The organism is Ferroplasma sp. Type II, assembly GCF_000496155.1.
The window spans coordinates 12,942-28,185 of the sequence record NZ_KI542759.1 but is presented as its reverse complement, the minus strand read 5'-3'; the positions used below and the strand labels follow the sequence as shown (position 1 = coordinate 28,185).

Below are 15,244 nucleotides of genomic sequence, written 5' to 3'. Positions count from 1 at the left end.
CTTCTTGGCACCTCTACACGTTCCCATCAATTTCACGTTTGTTATGCCATGTATGTCAAGATCTAATAGTCTTCTGGCTGCTCCCCCATCCCCACCACCTATTATCAATACATTTGAAGGTTTTGAGTTGAAATAATAGGGAACCATGGTTATCATTTCATGATAAACATATTCATCTTTTTCGGTTAGTTGTACAGTTCCGTCAATCGACAGTAATTTTCCAAAATCATAGGTATCGAATAGGTCTATTCTCTGGTAATCCGTTTTGATTGAAAGCAATTGATCCTTTATTCTGAATGAAAGCTGCAAATTATCCGAGTATCGTTCTGAAAACCAATTTTCTATTAATCTCATATAAGTTTATATTTACTGTGTATATAATTTTTATCGGAACTAAGGTAAATGGTTTACTGGCACAAACAGTTGCAGAATGAATTTATAAGCATAAATCTAAAATCAAGAAATATTATAAATACTAAATAAAAATATCACTACAATATTACAAATAAAAAAAGTTATTATTTCTTATACTTTAACTTATTTACTAATGGACAAATGTAATAAATATTTGTATTTTTTATAAAAAGTTAAAGCATATTCAGTAATTTTAAGGGTTTATTGGGTTTTAAATAGAAAAGTTATTATACTACAAATTACATTAAGTCATTGGTGAAATAATGGTAGGTATAAGCGAATTATCAAAAAAGGTTGCCAGCTCTACAAGCACAACACAGAAAAAAACAGCGGAGATAATAACGACATTTCTTAAGGAAACAGTAGAGGCAGTCAACGATGGAAAGAAAGTAAACCTGGCCGACTTCGGTATCTTTGAAAGAAAAGAACAGAAAGCAAGAGTGGCAAGAAATCCTAAAACCAGAGAAGAAATAAAGGTTCCTGCTAAAGATAAGTTCGTATTCAGGGCATCTTCTGCTATAAAATATAAAGATTAATTTCATAATATAATCATTTTATTAAACAAACATATTTTTTTTTGATTTCAACTATAATAGTAAAATAATACTTAGCAATAATGTTATATGAAAGTTCTGGGAATTGAAGGAACGGCCCATACAATAAGTGCAGGCATTGTAGATGAAAAAAACATTCTTTCAAATTCCTCTTCAACATATATTCCTCAAACTGGCGGTATTCATCCACGTGAAGCAGCAATTCATCATGCCGACAACATAATACCTGTTATGAAAAAAGCATTTGACAAATGTGGGCTATCACCCGATCAGATAGATCTGGTGGCCTTTTCCATGGGTCCCGGGCTCGGTCCGTGCCTTCGCGTTGTTGCCACTGCTGCCAGGGCTTTTTCAATTAAATATGGAATTCCACTAATAGGGGTTAATCATCCCTTAGGCCACGTAGAAATCGGGAGGAAGCTCTCAGGAGCAAGAGACCCTATCATGCTGTATATTTCTGGTGGCAATACGCAGGTTATAGCACATGAGGGTGATTCATACAGAGTTCTTGGAGAAACAATGGACATCGGCCTGGGCAATCTGCTCGACAAATTTGCAAGAGATATAGATATACCTTTTCCCGGAGGCCCAAGAATAGAGGAATTTGCATCAAAGGGAGATAAACTGCTGGATTTGCCCTATTCTGTCAAGGGCATGGACACATCTTTCTCCGGTATTTACACAGCAGCCATGAGTTACATAAAGAAAGAATCCATAGAAAATATATGTTACAGCCTTCAGGAAACCACATTCGCCATGCTGGTAGAGGTTCTCGAGAGAGCCTTGTATTACACAGATAAAAAAGAAATTCTGCTAGCAGGGGGTGTAGCAAGAAACGACCGCCTCAGGTCAATGGTATCAGAAATGGCACGTTCATCTGGTTATACTGCACATCTAACGGATAAAAAGTACTGTATGGATAATGGGGCAATGATAGCTCAAGCCGGGATGCTGATGTATCTTTCAGGGCAGAGGCAGGATATTATGGATACCAGAGTAAATCAGAGATTTAGAATAGATGATGTCAAAGTTCCCTGGATAAATTCCAGTAATTTAGCGATAAGCAATAATAAGGGTGCAGAGGCATTGATATCAGAATCACAATTTTATAGCAGGGCTATCATTACAAAGCAACGCCTGGAGAAAGAGTACAGAAATCCGGTTCTGGATCATAGAATAAGAATGGAGAGAATGAAAAATGAATTCAATATTCTTTTTCGGATGAAAAGTTGTGGCATAAATGTTCCAATTGTATATGATTTTAACAGATACGATTTTTCAATAACCATGCAAAGGCTGGATGGTGTAACGCTCAATAAAGCAATACATGAGGGTAATAACTATATGGAATATATACGGGAACTTGGAAAAATAATTGGAGAAATGCACAACCTCTTAATTGCACACGGTGATCTAACTCCAAATAATATTATCATTGCAGGTAACAATATCTATCTTATAGATCCCAGTATGGGGAAACTTAATTGCGAAATAGAGGATATGGCAGATGATTTATTTCTTCTTACAGAATCATTTAAAAGTCTATATCCCAATACTGATGAACTTGAGAATAATTTTATAGACTCCTATAAAAAGACATCTCATAATTATGAGAAGGTTATGGATGTGCTTAGTTCCATAAGGCAAAGAAGGAGATATGTATGACGCTTATTTGTAATGAAGTCCCCCACAGCTAAAGACCTATAAGACCCTCAATGTGAAAATTGGTATATATAGGAAATATTTGCGGATAATCTACAAAAATAAAAAGTTAAGGACTAAAGGTGTAAAATTATTAATAAATTATAATGCAATATACGGCATATGTTAAAGTTTGTTACCAGCAACGCACATAAATACATGGAAGCGGAAACCCTATTCAAAAAAAGAGGCATAGAAATATCATGGGAGAAAATGAAATATGAGGAGATACAGGCAGATGACAATGAAACAATATGCCGGGACAGTTGTATGAAATTATCAGAAAAACTGGAATCTCCATTTTTCATAGACGACACAGGACTTTATATAAAATCCTTGAATGGATTCCCGGGCCCTTTTGCTTCATATGTACAGGAAACACTTGGAAACTCAAGAATTTTAGAGATGGCATCAGGATCGGCTGCCTTTTTTAAAACAGTGGTAGGATTTAGCAACCAAAAACAAATATATGTATTTACAGGAATACTGAACGGCAATATATCAAATAGGGAATCCAGAACAAATGGATTTGGCTATGACCCAATATTTATACCGCAAGGATATGATAAGGAATTATCTGAACTTTCCACTGAGGAAAAAAATATTATTTCCCATCGGGGAAAAGCACTTGAAAAATTCATAGATTTTCTGCTTTCAAACGGGATAATATAACATTTTGGATAAACATTTTAATCTATAATTTTATTAATGAGCATATAATTAGGAATAAATAAAGTTCAAGGTGTATATTATGGTTGTAGCAGTAATTGCAGATCGGAAAACCGGTAAAACATATAAAAAAGAAATTGGAGAGGATGTCCTCGGTTCTTTGGCCGGGAGGAAAATAGGAGAAGAAATAGACGGTATATTTTTTGAAATGCCTGGTTATAAGATGAAATTGACAGGAGGTAGTGCCAACGACGGTTTCCCTATGAAAAAAGACCTGTCAATAGCAGGGAAAAAGAGAATACTTATAACTTACAATAAGGGAAGAAAGGGGAAAAATGGCATCAGGAAAAGAGTTACTTTTAGAGGAAATATAATTGGTTCAGATATATCTCAGATTAATCTTGTGGTTACCCAGTATGGAACAAAACCCCTTGAAGCAAAGGAAGAATCAGAAGAAAAAGGAGAACAATAATGGAACAGCCATCTGTTAATATAGGTATGGTTGGTCATGTTGACCATGGAAAAAGCACTTTGACTTTTGCCTTGACCGGCAAGAAAACTGACGTGCATTCCGAAGAAGTCAAACGTGGCATCTCAATTAAACTTGGTTATGCCGATACACCTATATATAAGTGCGTGGATGAATCCGGAAAAGAATTTTATTCAAATAAAAGGGATTCGGATAAATGTAAGTTGTCCCGGGTTATATCTATTGTTGATGCACCTGGCCACGAGACCTTAATGGCCACAATGCTTGCAGGGTCTGCCATAATGAATGGGGCAATTCTAGTAATAGCAGCAAATGAGGCATGTCCGCAGCCACAGACAAGAGAGCATTTAACAGCTCTTGAAATAATGGGAATAAAGGAAATTATAGTTGTGCAAAATAAAATTGATCTGGTAACACGAGAACGGGCTCTTGAAAGCTATAATGAAATCAAAACTTTTTTGAATGGGAGCATTGCAGAAAATGCGCCTATCATTCCCGTGAGTGCATATCACAACACAAATATTGATATAGTTCTTGAAGCAATAGAGAAGATTATTAAAAGTCCAAAATTCAACGAAAACGATTCACCGATGATGTATATAGCACGGTCATTTGACATCAACAAACCTGGAACCAAACCAGCTGAATTGAAGGGAGGAGTCCTCGGTGGCGCTCTAATTAAGGGTAAATTGACTGTTGGGGATGAAATAGAAATTTCACCAGGTGTACAGATTACAAAGGGAAACAAAACCACATGGGAAAATGTCACCACTAAGATCACATCCCTAATGGCAGGGTCATCGGCATATGATTCAATTTTGCCAGGAGGGCTTGCTGCCGTTGGAACAGAACTTGATCCTTTTCTCACTAAGGGAGATTCGTTTACCGGCAGAATAGTGGGATTGAAGGACAAGGTTCCAAAAACTATATTTAACCTGGAAATGGACATACACCTACTTAACCGTGTTGTTGGATTTGATGAAGAAGTTACCGTGGAACCTTTAAAGGCCAATGAAATGATCATGCTTACTGTTGGAACCGCCAATACTATAGGGTCTGTAGCCTCAATAAAAGATGAACATGTTGGTGTAACATTAAAATACCCTGTTGCTGCAAACATAAACGAGAGAATGGCAATAGGAAGGCGAATATCCAATAGATGGAGGCTTATAGGCTATGGCTCCATCCTGAAAATATCCTAATAATTGGATTTTCATCACAAAAATTATAAAATTAAATAAATAGTATATAATATCATTGTTCATGGAATTAAAGGAAAAAGTTGAAAAATATTTTGAAATTGAGAAAGCAGCGCTAGCTAAAATACATATCATTGCACCACAGGATTCATATATATATGGAATAGCAAAGGACCACATGGAAATGATATTAAGTTACTACAATGATGCCAAATATTTCTATGACAAGAATGACTTTATCAATGCCTTCGCGGCCCTGAATTACTCATACGGATGGATAGATTCAGCAATTCGGATAGGCCTGTTTGATGGTGATTCTGATCATCGATTATTTACTCATTTCAAGTAATCATCAAGATCCCCTGGCTTTTGTTCTACTCCATGCAAATCCATTTTCACATTGCTGTTTACAACATCGCTCTTTATTAAATTCTCCATTATGGGTTCAAGTTTATTTCTTATATCTCTTGTCATCCTATTAAATGACTCTATTGATTTCGAAAGATTCTTTGATGTTTCATTGAAGTCCTTCACAAAAGTTTGCATATTGCCGTAAAATTCTCTGATTTTTCCTATAAGTTCATTGAAATTTTCCACTGTATTGATGTCCTTCCATCCCATATGAACAGTAAGTAATAGAGATATAAACGTAACCGGTGTTGCTATGATTACCTTTTTTGTTATGGCATCTTCTATGATTTCTGGTTTGTTAGACATTACCAGACTCAAGAGTGATTCCATAGGCAGAAACATAACGACAAAATCAACTGATCCGTCAAATTTTTCCCAATATTTTTTGGATGCCAGATCCTTTACATGATTATTGAAAACGGATATATACTTCTCCAGGAAGGATTTATCATCATGTTCATTCATATGCTCAAAATATCCACTCAGGGGAACCTTTGAATCAACAACTATAGTCCTCCTGTTTGGCAATTTTATAATCATATCCGGTTTATTCAACCCGTCCTCCGAAGCTACCTGCTCCATGAAGTCACAATAAGGCGTCATACCTGCTATTTCCACAGTTCTTCGTAATGTAATCTCGCCCCATTTTCCCCTTACCGAGGGATTTTTAAGAGCCCCTGACAATTTAATTGTATCATGTTCCAGATCTGTAATCTTCTTGGATAGGGTATCTAAATTCTCTTTTAATGAACCGGATTCAGATTTACGCTCTCGTTCTATATTCTCAATATAATCCTGATAAGTTTTCAATGAGTTTTTTAATGGTTCTATGAGGCTGTTTAATTTTAAGCCTGTATTTTCACGTTCATTTCTTTCAATTTCCAGTGCATTTCTAAAAGCTACTGTGCTGGTGTTAAGAAGATTTTTATTCTCTGCCTCAATAAAATCATGCATTGATATTTTTAAGTTATTTTCAACGTTTCCATACATTTTTTTATTTATCCTGGAATATATTACCATGCCTGTTATGAGTCCTGAAACAAATCCCGCCAGAATTCCTATTGTGATCAAAAAAAACATATTTACAGTATACAGAACAAATAAAATAAATTTGTCATACAAAACGTGTTTATTGTATGCCAAGGTCTATCTGGTTTTCTATATATTTCCAGAACTTGTCCTCTATTTCAAAACTCCATAATGATTCAGGGACTTCGAAAAATGCGAGTTCTGGTGCTAATAGAAAACTCTCTATGGCTGCCACTCCAAGATCCTGGAGCCATTTGCCCATTCCAAGGCTTATTTTCACGTTGTCTGGTGTTCCTGAAACTGTAATGGAATATGCTCTATCCATTCCAGCTATGCTCCTGAGCAATCCTTCCTTGGTAGCCTGTATCAAAGTACCGTTTGGGTGCTTCCCTAACTGTGTTTTAAATTTCTCATTCTGAAAATACTGTTCTATCATATTTGACAGCTTATCCAAATCTATATTCTTTCCATTAAACTCCTTTACTTTTGTTTTCATAATTCCATATATATAAATGCGTATATAATCCTTTTTCAAAATATTACATTTAATGGGCTTAGAAGTAGGAGCCAGCATTACATTCGAGAATAAAATCTATTTATACAAAAAACATAGATATGCAAAATTAAAAAGGTTTCCCTATAAAAGCAAGCGGGTCCGAAGGGATTTGAACCCTTGACCGATGGATTAAGAGTCCATCGCTCTACCTAGCTGAGCTACGGACCCAGTTAGTTAAATAAGGTTATGTTAAAATACTATTTTAACTTTTTAAATTTTAGTTATAGGTACCCCGCTATCCTACCGGAGAGTCAAAATATTTGCACTGCCAAAAATATTCAAAGGTTGCTGGTGGAGTATCTCCGTATGCTTGAATTTTCTTCAATCTGAAGGTACGTGTAATCCCAGATCACAAATGTTAAAAATCTCTAAATTTAAAATTGTTGTTAAGCAGACCCCCCGCTATTATAGCTATAATTCCTATTAATATGAGAAATGTGGATATATCTCCTAAATAACCGATATAAACTAAATATCCCTCAGAGCCAAATGTAATAGATGTGGCAGGATGTGATCCAGAAAACTCCACGAATGCATAATTTGCAGGTGTTAAATTTCTATACTCTTTTATATTCCCGAAACTGGTGTAAGTAGGAAGACTTAATTTGGCCAATGTCGATGTATTATTTACTCTGTTCACATCCTTTGCGGGCACCAGTCCTGAACTGCTTGTCGGGTTCTCAACCGAAATTATAAAATTTTTAGAGTTTACAGAAATATTTTTGGATATATACTCTGTCCCATTAACCGTAAAACTATTCTCGTTAATTTTTGGCTTTTCAAGCCCACTATATACATATAATGAAACACCAATTAATAGCATAACTACGCCTAGCACAAGTATCCATTTTTTCATAGTCATATCACAAATTGGCTTATTACTTAAATTTTGTATTGTTTAACATATTCTACAAAACATGAAGGGTCATGATTAGGATTAATCAATAAATGGCTCCCTTTGTGGATGTAAATGTTTCGAATGATTTTTTTGCCGTTATCTATTGTTTTTCATATTTATATGGGTTTTTAAATAGTTTTTTGCAAATAGATTTCTCTGAAATGGGTTATGAAATATAGAAAAACTATGCTGAACACAAATGAAGCAGCAATCAAAATCATTATGGGAATATAATGCCCAATTTTTATTATTAATAGTCCTGCAACTAGAGCACCGAAGAATACACCAGCGTGTTGCATGGATGTATAGAAACCAAGATGCCCTCCATAGCTGTTTTTTGGAGCTAGCCTTGTGATAAGCGTTGGAAACACGGTCTCACTTATAATGTATCCTGAATAAAATGCTATAACGCTCAGGGCAAAGTACGTAACGCTTGTGATCCTTTCATTCAGGAAGAAAAGTGGAATACTTATCAGCAACACGATCAATGATATGAGGGAAAAGAACACAGTCTTGTTTTTATCAGCAGGTCTTGCTATGGCCAACCCAACTATGCCTGCAATAAATACAACAGGGATAAGAAATTCATAAAACTTGCTAACAGGAAAATATTTTAGAGCATAGATTGGCAGATAAAGATAAAAAACAATCATATAGAAATAGATAAAAAAGCTTATTATTGATATGACAGCCAGTTTTGAATCTATTCCAGCCTTTATTTTAAATAACCTTTCCTTTTTTGTTTCACTGATTTTTAGCAGAGGGATGAATGACACCACCCCTATCATAGCAGCTATAATGAAAATGGAAGAATAATTAAACACAGTTTTCAATATGGGTCCCATCACCACACCAATCATGAAGGATAACCCAATAGCAACGCCGATAATAGCATCCGATATATTTCTCCTGTCCACTGGAACACTTTCATGGACAAGTGCGATTCCAGCCGAGCTAACGGCACCGGCACCTTCTACAAGCCTTCCAAGTATAAGTCCATAAATGTTTAATGGGTCAGCACATATTATATTGCCTATGATAAATGTACCAATTCCAATAGAAATGATTAATTTTCGTCCATACCTGTCTGACAGCCTGCCTAAAGGTGTCTGAAAAATTGCCATGGTAATGCCATAGGCCCCCAATGCAATGCCTATTAATAGATATGAACTAGTAAATTTTTCACCATACAGTGTAAATATAGGTAAAACCATAAACAATCCCAGTGTCCTCATGCCTATTGTAATTGAAATCAATGAAAGAACTCTGAACTGTTTTTTATCGAAAACTCGCATCATATGGTACAGGATAACCTTATTTATTATATTATTTTGTGTAATATGTAATGTCCTACAGATGCCGTAATGTTTCACTGTATAGGTTGTACAGGGTCTCGGTATAGCAGGTGTACTGGGCGATTAAGAATGGGGTAACGTTCACTGTGGGTGATTCTATCAGGTGTCATTAACTGGGGTTGGGAATAGCAAATGCGAACCTGCACTGGGTAATGCAGAGTTGATATTACCTGTTTGAACGAAAGTGAATGGGATAACGGATTAGTTATATACGGGGGGTTTAAGCATAAAACATATGATAATTCCAGGAAGGAAATGTTAAGATGGTTAAAATAAACCATAAACTAATGGAATATATTTGTAATAAATTCCCGATATTATATTAACATTTGAAAATAAAAATGTTTAATAATTAGTGAGATATATTTGATCGATGCTATATGCAGATATTGTATTCATTCAGGTATGAAAAATGCTTTGCCACAAAACTTATAAATGATTTTAATGTCAGAATAAAAATAATAGACCAGGAAATACGTGATGATAATGTTTATGAAACCCTCTCCATTTATGCAGCATCGGCAGACCTTCTCGATAAAACGGTAAAATACATTGAAAATTATCCTCACGCCGAAGATCTTAAAATTCTAGAAAAAGGATATAATTTTGTTACATTATATCTTGTAACCAAAAGTTGTCCTCTTGTTGATATAATGAGGAAAAAATTGATGGTTCCATCTAACAAAATTAGAATGGAAAGGATAGATTACTCTGGAAAAATATTCTGGCAATTCAATGTGAACAACTATAATAAAATAAGGCATATAGATGATACTCTTAAGGATATATACGATGTAAAAGATAGTAATATTGGAACTTTTAATGGAAGGCATATTAACATAAAATCCGAATATATTTTGAAAGAAGCCTTTGAAAGAGGATACTTTGACGTTCCAAAGAAAATAGGATTGAAAGAACTATCCTCAAAGCTAGATATACCACCAACCACCTTAAATTTGTTATTGAGAAGAGAATTAAGGCAGGTAATACAAAAAACAATAAAATAATTTATTTAAAAAGACTTAGCTGAAATACTATGGACAGAACAATTAATATTGTAAAAAATTGATGCATAGGGACTATAAAACCTGGCCTCGAAGCCGATTTATTTACCGATATGAATACAATTATCCCGATTATTATCTGTGCCCCTATAATTATTAAGGCAATAGCGTAGTTGAAGAAAAACAATATGAGCGAGAATACAAATAATAATACAGCAAGTCCGTGTACAGTCCATATCCATTGTGCTTTTGTTTTAGGTATTTTGAAATATCCTATGGCTTTCTGATACCCCCTTTCTCCTGTGGTCATTCCTCCCATGTATATTACCGCAAAGAAAAAGTAAAGGGGAATATTATGTGTTACCAGGCTCAGTACATTACCTGCAACAGGATATACTATCAATAGGTATGTCAAAGCTGTTGAATAAGCCAGTATGTCATGAAGCCCCTGAACTATAGAAGGTGCTTTTCCAGCGAGTGTATAAAGGGTAGCCATTCCAAGCAGTGCTGTGATTACTACTAGAATTAACCCGGTTATTTCCAGTGAGCCATGTATAAGAACTATCATAACCACTGCATTGATGCCAAGCAAAGTCGCCAGTATTCTATGCCAAACCTCAGGATCACCAGCTTTTGCTTTTAATGGCATATCCTTTGTGTATGGCCACTTTGTTCCAAGGGACAATCCATAGCCATAACCCTCTACTGTTCCTCCAACTATAATTATTCCAAATGCAAGAACCACCTGAAATACAAAATAATAGTATAAAATTATATTCATCTCACTCCCTCCAAGGAGACCCCATGCAAAAGCGTGGGGAGGAATTGTATAGTAATCATCAATCCCTCACCGTATTTTACCAGTTTGACCTTCTTACTACCTGTATCCATATTCTTTTCTCTCCCCTTTATAGTTATTGATTTTCCATGTTGTGTATGTTTATGGCAGGAGCCCTTAAAGCCAGTCCAGTCATGCATGACTGTAGTTCCGCAGAGATACGGACTTGTGGAGCATTCCTGGGCGTGTATGTATCGCTCCGATCTAACTTCTGCCTTTCTTCCATATTTTTCTCCATACCTTTAAAGCTCCCTAATCAACTCTCACTTCTTCAATTCTGTATTCTTCCTTACCATAGCAAATTCCTTATCATTATTTATATCTTTATTGTTATGGCCTAATTTTTCTTTAAGATAATTTCTCACATCGTAAAAATATATATTATCATATGGGCACGCTCTAAGGCAATCTCCTGCCCCAACACACTTAACACTCTTAAATGAACCTTTTTTTATAAACTCACCTGGCATTGTTGACATTCCCACTTCACAGGAGGTTGCACAGTCTTTTGTTTCACATGTTTTACAAACATTTTTGTCCTTTACTTTAAGTTTAAAAAAACCCAGAACACTAAAGAATCCCACCAGCGTTCCAGTGGAGCACCATCCATACTTTCTACATGGGCTCATTCCCACAAAAGGAATAGAAAAGAAGAACACATACCATAAGATATTCCAGATAAAATACGAGTAGAAGACAGAGGGATCTATTCCATAAATACTGAAACTTAACCTTCCTGTTGTAGTGTACATGTAGGAGAAAAGAGAGGCCAAAATCGCCCATATCCATGCACCACTGGCTACGAATAATATCGCATCAGTGAAATGGTTAGACCTCATTTTCCTGCTGAGTTTTGATTCATAATTATATTTTACCATAGATTGTCCCAATGTCCCTCCATACATAACCGCAGATGGGCATAGTGTTGAACAATAGGATCTTCTACCGAACAGTAAAGCTAGAAAGGCATACAGGGCATATGAACCTAGAAGTGGGATTATGAGATAAGGGTAGAGTGCAGCTTGAGCTCCTGTATTAGCCCATAATGGAAGCTTATTGTAATATAATGGATTAAGGAAATTAGGGCCTATGGTAGTATATAAAATATAAGCTGCAATTGCAAATGTTAGATTAATTTTTTTACCCCTATCCTTAAGAACTCTCATTCTGGCTATAACAAGCGCAATCATTTCTATTCCCATAATCATAAGGAATGTTGGTGAATCAGTTATGTAACCTATTATATAAAGGATTTCTATAAATGTAGATATAGGTGTAAATTTATAGACGCCGCCTACCATGTCGTAAAAAATCAGAAAATTATTAATTCCTGTAGATGCTGGAATAAATGGTGATACAAATTCTTTTAATACATCGTGTGCATAGAAACCTGCCACAGAAGCCCCATGATATACAGGTAACGTATCTATTATTCTATAAAATGGCAAATAGTTATATGTGGCAAAGTCCATGGAACCGGCCATAAACAATTCTGATATAAAAGATGCCAAAAGTACAAAGAATATGAGTTGGGCAGGCTTATTCACTATTTGTTTTCTTTTTATTACCACATTGTTTTGGGTTTGTTCAACATTTACGCTTGGTTTTTTAATAGAAAACATGCTCTGGAAATAATACCACATGCCGAATATTATAGCAATTGCAAAAAATATCCAAGCAAATCCAAATGGTTTTAAAATCACTGTTCCTATAAAAGTCCCGGTACCCATCAAAAGATAATCGATAAATATCATTTTTATATGATAGGCATCGTCTTTTGGCAAAATGAGCTTATGCTTTGCAATAAACTCAAAAAATATTATCATGAATATTATCATTACTGCTGTTTCCCCTACACCTCCTATAAACACAAACTCATCGTTTCCAAGAATTGTAGGTGCAAATAAGTCCATTGTAAATATTGATATGGCAGTATATTTATGTATTCCCTTCGGTTTGTATACAAGGTAAAGGAAAAACATTTCCACGCTCATGGGGACAAGGAAATATATTGTATTTATCCCGTTGCTAAGAGCGCTTACAAAATCAAAGGAATAAAATGCATGGTAATAGTCGAAGTGAATTATTGTGGGATTAAACAGGTAAAACAGAAATAGCCCCATAGAAACTTCATTCCATATGATCAATCCGGTAAACGCCGTTGCATTAGCCCGTGTGAGGCCCTTTCTCCCCAGCCCCCCATGTATTACACCTACAAATGTTGCCACTATAGGCTGTGACATTAATATCATCCCAAACGAAAAAGCCAGTGCCGTGTCTATGAAATTATGGACTGTGGTGATGTACAGCAAAAATGCATCAAGCATACTGGCCATCATAGCTGTGAAAATTCCTATTGCAGCTATTTTCAGAAATGAAATGTCATATTTATGTTTGATAATATAGGAAAATACAAATACAATATATGTTACCATTACAATAATTGTAATTATACCTATTAAAAACACCAAATTAAACATGTGCACACCTATTGGATGGTTTTATTATTAATTAATTGTAGATATTATTCTATAATTAAACTTATCCTTATCAAGAAATAATCATTAGATATAATGAAGCGAGAAACTGTAGAAAGTCTTATAATATCCGTTTTTACTTTATATTTGTTTATATATTCCGCAATTAAGGGTATATTTGTAGTTTACTCTACTAAACTATATCCATCCATATATCAGTTTATCTTTGTTTTAATTCCCTATGTTGTCTTCCCGCTTCTGGTGTTCTTCAGGAAGAACTCCATAATTAATAGGATATACCTCTATTTCTTATTTATTGGGCTGTTTACCTTTATAATATTGTTGTTTACATACATAGTTTATCCCTTAATGGAAATAATGATATTGCTTGCATTAGCATTTTATACTGACATTATAGACGATTTATATTTCAAGAAAAATAGGCCGTTTTTTTACAGAGGAGCGGCATTTATTTTAATATTGTTCATCATGCTCTTAATTTCAAGATTCTTAGTCATATCCGTACCAGTAGAGCCTACAAAAATAGTTGTAGATTCAATATATGCTGATTTTCCAGTCTACAAGGTTCCATACTTCTTTTATTATGGAATCATAATGAGGGTAAATTACCTGTATTTCACAATGGGCATACAGTCAATAATCCTTTATATAATACTGGCGGCTTTATTGACAGAGAACTATTTCATGATATTTAGCATAGTAAATATAAATACGAAGATTTTTGGCAAAAAATCAAATGTACGAAACCAGGCAAGCACAATGGTAACTCCCATGATTAGCGGAGGCATATCGGCATTGAGCTGCCAATGTGAGGGGCTAACAGCTATATTGCCTACTGTGGCAGCTGTTGCAGCCACAATGATTAGCACGACATTATTGTCTGAAAGTATACTATTGTTGTTGTTCAGTAATTTTATGCTTACTGTTTTCTTTAATAAGAGATCTAAAATTAAATTTGTGTCATCAATAAAGAATCTGAGAAATAGTAACTATTTTCCATTACTTGCAATATTCTTTGTTATGCTTATTCCAATATTAGAATTGATAGGAATATTCTACCATCTGGAATCGACTTCTATGATATTCTTTTATGGAGTCAATATTCTAATGTTTATATCTGGAATATTTTTGATGTACGCTATCACAAGATTGGGGATGAAACCGTTTATTAAGACACTCCGGGTTAAGGCAACACTTGCTGTTGTGGCATCAATAATAATGTTTATCTGGTTTGTTCCCTCTATCGCTTATTTCGCATACACAACTTATTACTATTACTTTCTAATGAATGTTATGGCAATAATCTCAGGACTTTTAACATATTTAGTCTATTTCAATCTTGCCCAATTCAAGGCTGCTTATATAGAATTTAACTCTATGATGTTTAGCATGACTGCATTGGTCTTCTTCTACATATCTATAATATCACTTAATGACATTTTCCCCTTTTACGGAATAAAACAACAGTTGTATTTCTCTGCGATTCTCTGGGCTGTCTCACTTCCATTTATGTGGTTAAGCACGATAGATACGATGTACAGGTACTCTATACCTGATCCACCTATTCTAAAAATGAATAGACGCCATAGAAATTCTATACCATCAAATAAGTGAAAAATTAACCCATT

15 protein-coding genes, 1 tRNA gene and 1 pseudogene are annotated in these 15,244 nt (G+C 34.9%); 8 read left to right on the top strand and 9 right to left on the bottom strand.

The annotated features are described in order from the left end of the window. A pseudogene (locus AMDU4_RS10160) lies at positions 1-354 on the bottom strand (spermidine synthase); the annotation flags it as partial. A gap of 323 nt (positions 355-677) precedes the next feature. Here AMDU4_RS10160 and AMDU4_RS10155 point away from each other — a divergent pair. From AMDU4_RS10155 to AMDU4_RS10130, 6 genes are all read left to right on the top strand, one after another. Continuing rightward, positions 678-950 carry an HU family DNA-binding protein gene (locus AMDU4_RS10155; RefSeq protein ID WP_021787891.1) on the top strand — a complete coding sequence of 91 codons (273 nt, stop codon included), beginning with the start codon at positions 678-680 and terminating at the stop codon, positions 948-950. 87 nt (positions 951-1,037) lie between these two features. Then, positions 1,038-2,633: a bifunctional N(6)-L-threonylcarbamoyladenine synthase/serine/threonine protein kinase gene (locus AMDU4_RS10150; protein WP_021787890.1), complete on the top strand. Its 1,596-nt coding sequence runs from the start codon at positions 1,038-1,040 to the stop codon at positions 2,631-2,633. Positions 2,634-2,792: 159 nt separating this feature from the next. Beyond that, on the top strand, positions 2,793-3,341 hold the full coding sequence (rdgB, locus tag AMDU4_RS10145) for an RdgB/HAM1 family non-canonical purine NTP pyrophosphatase (protein ID WP_021787889.1): 549 nt from the start codon (positions 2,793-2,795) through the stop codon (positions 3,339-3,341). A gap of 79 nt (positions 3,342-3,420) precedes the next feature. Beyond that, positions 3,421-3,810: a 30S ribosomal protein S6e gene (locus tag AMDU4_RS10140; protein ID WP_021787888.1), complete on the top strand. Its 390-nt coding sequence runs from the start codon at positions 3,421-3,423 to the stop codon at positions 3,808-3,810. Continuing rightward, positions 3,810-5,030, top strand: a complete 1,221-nt coding sequence (gene eif2g / locus AMDU4_RS10135; protein ID WP_021787887.1) for a translation initiation factor IF-2 subunit gamma — start codon at positions 3,810-3,812, stop codon at positions 5,028-5,030. The genes AMDU4_RS10140 and eif2g overlap by 1 nt, the downstream gene beginning before the upstream one ends. A gap of 61 nt (positions 5,031-5,091) precedes the next feature. Then, complete coding sequence (locus AMDU4_RS10130) at positions 5,092-5,376, top strand: DUF357 domain-containing protein (protein WP_021787886.1); 285 nt, start codon at positions 5,092-5,094, stop codon at positions 5,374-5,376. Here AMDU4_RS10130 and AMDU4_RS10125 read toward each other — a convergent pair. From AMDU4_RS10125 to AMDU4_RS10105, 5 genes are all read right to left on the bottom strand, one after another. Further along, positions 5,364-6,518 carry a DNA recombination protein RmuC gene (locus tag AMDU4_RS10125; protein WP_290704990.1) on the bottom strand — a complete coding sequence of 385 codons (1,155 nt, stop codon included), beginning with the start codon at positions 6,516-6,518 and terminating at the stop codon, positions 5,364-5,366. The genes AMDU4_RS10130 and AMDU4_RS10125 overlap by 13 nt on opposite strands. 49 nt (positions 6,519-6,567) lie before the next feature. Continuing rightward, entirely contained in the window at positions 6,568-6,963 is a 396-nt protein-coding gene (locus AMDU4_RS10120) for a hypothetical protein (RefSeq protein ID WP_290704988.1), read from the bottom strand. Between the two features lie 154 nt (positions 6,964-7,117). Then, a tRNA-Lys gene (locus AMDU4_RS10115) sits at positions 7,118-7,191 on the bottom strand. Between the two features lie 190 nt (positions 7,192-7,381). Next, a complete protein-coding gene (locus tag AMDU4_RS10110) occupies positions 7,382-7,879 on the bottom strand; it encodes a hypothetical protein (protein ID WP_021787883.1) in 498 nt (165 codons plus the stop codon). Positions 7,880-8,049: 170 nt separating this feature from the next. Continuing rightward, entirely contained in the window at positions 8,050-9,219 is a 1,170-nt protein-coding gene (locus AMDU4_RS10105) for an MFS transporter (protein ID WP_021787882.1), read from the bottom strand. Between the two features lie 437 nt (positions 9,220-9,656). Here AMDU4_RS10105 and AMDU4_RS10100 point away from each other — a divergent pair, with 437 nt between their 5' ends. After that, entirely contained in the window at positions 9,657-10,283 is a 627-nt protein-coding gene (locus AMDU4_RS10100; RefSeq protein ID WP_021787881.1) for a helix-turn-helix domain-containing protein, read from the top strand. A gap of 1 nt (position 10,284) precedes the next feature. Here AMDU4_RS10100 and AMDU4_RS10095 read toward each other — a convergent pair whose 3' ends face one another. From AMDU4_RS10095 to AMDU4_RS10085, 3 genes are all read right to left on the bottom strand, one after another. Then, complete coding sequence (locus tag AMDU4_RS10095) at positions 10,285-11,061, bottom strand: hypothetical protein (RefSeq protein WP_021787880.1); 777 nt, start codon at positions 11,059-11,061, stop codon at positions 10,285-10,287. Between the two features lie 133 nt (positions 11,062-11,194). After that, positions 11,195-11,344, bottom strand: a complete 150-nt coding sequence (locus AMDU4_RS10090; RefSeq protein WP_290704984.1) for a hypothetical protein — start codon at positions 11,342-11,344, stop codon at positions 11,195-11,197. 37 nt (positions 11,345-11,381) lie between these two features. After that, a complete protein-coding gene (locus AMDU4_RS10085) occupies positions 11,382-13,598 on the bottom strand; it encodes a 4Fe-4S binding protein (protein ID WP_021787879.1) in 2,217 nt (738 codons plus the stop codon). Between the two features lie 144 nt (positions 13,599-13,742). Here AMDU4_RS10085 and AMDU4_RS10080 point away from each other — a divergent pair, with 144 nt between their 5' ends. Continuing rightward, positions 13,743-15,230, top strand: a complete 1,488-nt coding sequence (locus AMDU4_RS10080) for a hypothetical protein (protein ID WP_290704981.1) — start codon at positions 13,743-13,745, stop codon at positions 15,228-15,230. Positions 15,231-15,244 lie beyond the last annotated feature (14 nt).

Excerpts from the sequence above, each read along its gene's own strand:
- AMDU4_RS10155 (WP_021787891.1), top strand. The coding sequence starts at position 678 with ATGGTAGGTATAAGCGAATTATCAAAAAAGGTTGCCAGCTCTACAAGC.
- AMDU4_RS10150 (WP_021787890.1), top strand. The coding sequence starts at position 1,038 with ATGAAAGTTCTGGGAATTGAAGGAACGGCCCATACAATAAGTGCAGGC.
- rdgB (WP_021787889.1), top strand. The coding sequence starts at position 2,793 with ATGTTAAAGTTTGTTACCAGCAACGCACATAAATACATGGAAGCGGAA.
- AMDU4_RS10140 (WP_021787888.1), top strand. The coding sequence starts at position 3,421 with ATGGTTGTAGCAGTAATTGCAGATCGGAAAACCGGTAAAACATATAAA.
- eif2g (WP_021787887.1), top strand. The coding sequence starts at position 3,810 with ATGGAACAGCCATCTGTTAATATAGGTATGGTTGGTCATGTTGACCAT.
- AMDU4_RS10130 (WP_021787886.1), top strand. The coding sequence starts at position 5,092 with ATGGAATTAAAGGAAAAAGTTGAAAAATATTTTGAAATTGAGAAAGCA.
- AMDU4_RS10125 (WP_290704990.1), bottom strand. The coding sequence starts at position 6,518 with ATGTTTTTTTTGATCACAATAGGAATTCTGGCGGGATTTGTTTCAGGA.
- AMDU4_RS10120 (WP_290704988.1), bottom strand. The coding sequence starts at position 6,963 with ATGAAAACAAAAGTAAAGGAGTTTAATGGAAAGAATATAGATTTGGAT.
- AMDU4_RS10110 (WP_021787883.1), bottom strand. The coding sequence starts at position 7,879 with ATGAAAAAATGGATACTTGTGCTAGGCGTAGTTATGCTATTAATTGGT.
- AMDU4_RS10105 (WP_021787882.1), bottom strand. The coding sequence starts at position 9,219 with ATGATGCGAGTTTTCGATAAAAAACAGTTCAGAGTTCTTTCATTGATT.
- AMDU4_RS10100 (WP_021787881.1), top strand. The coding sequence starts at position 9,657 with ATGCAGATATTGTATTCATTCAGGTATGAAAAATGCTTTGCCACAAAA.
- AMDU4_RS10095 (WP_021787880.1), bottom strand. The coding sequence starts at position 11,061 with ATGAATATAATTTTATACTATTATTTTGTATTTCAGGTGGTTCTTGCA.
- AMDU4_RS10090 (WP_290704984.1), bottom strand. The coding sequence starts at position 11,344 with ATGGAAGAAAGGCAGAAGTTAGATCGGAGCGATACATACACGCCCAGG.
- AMDU4_RS10085 (WP_021787879.1), bottom strand. The coding sequence starts at position 13,598 with ATGTTTAATTTGGTGTTTTTAATAGGTATAATTACAATTATTGTAATG.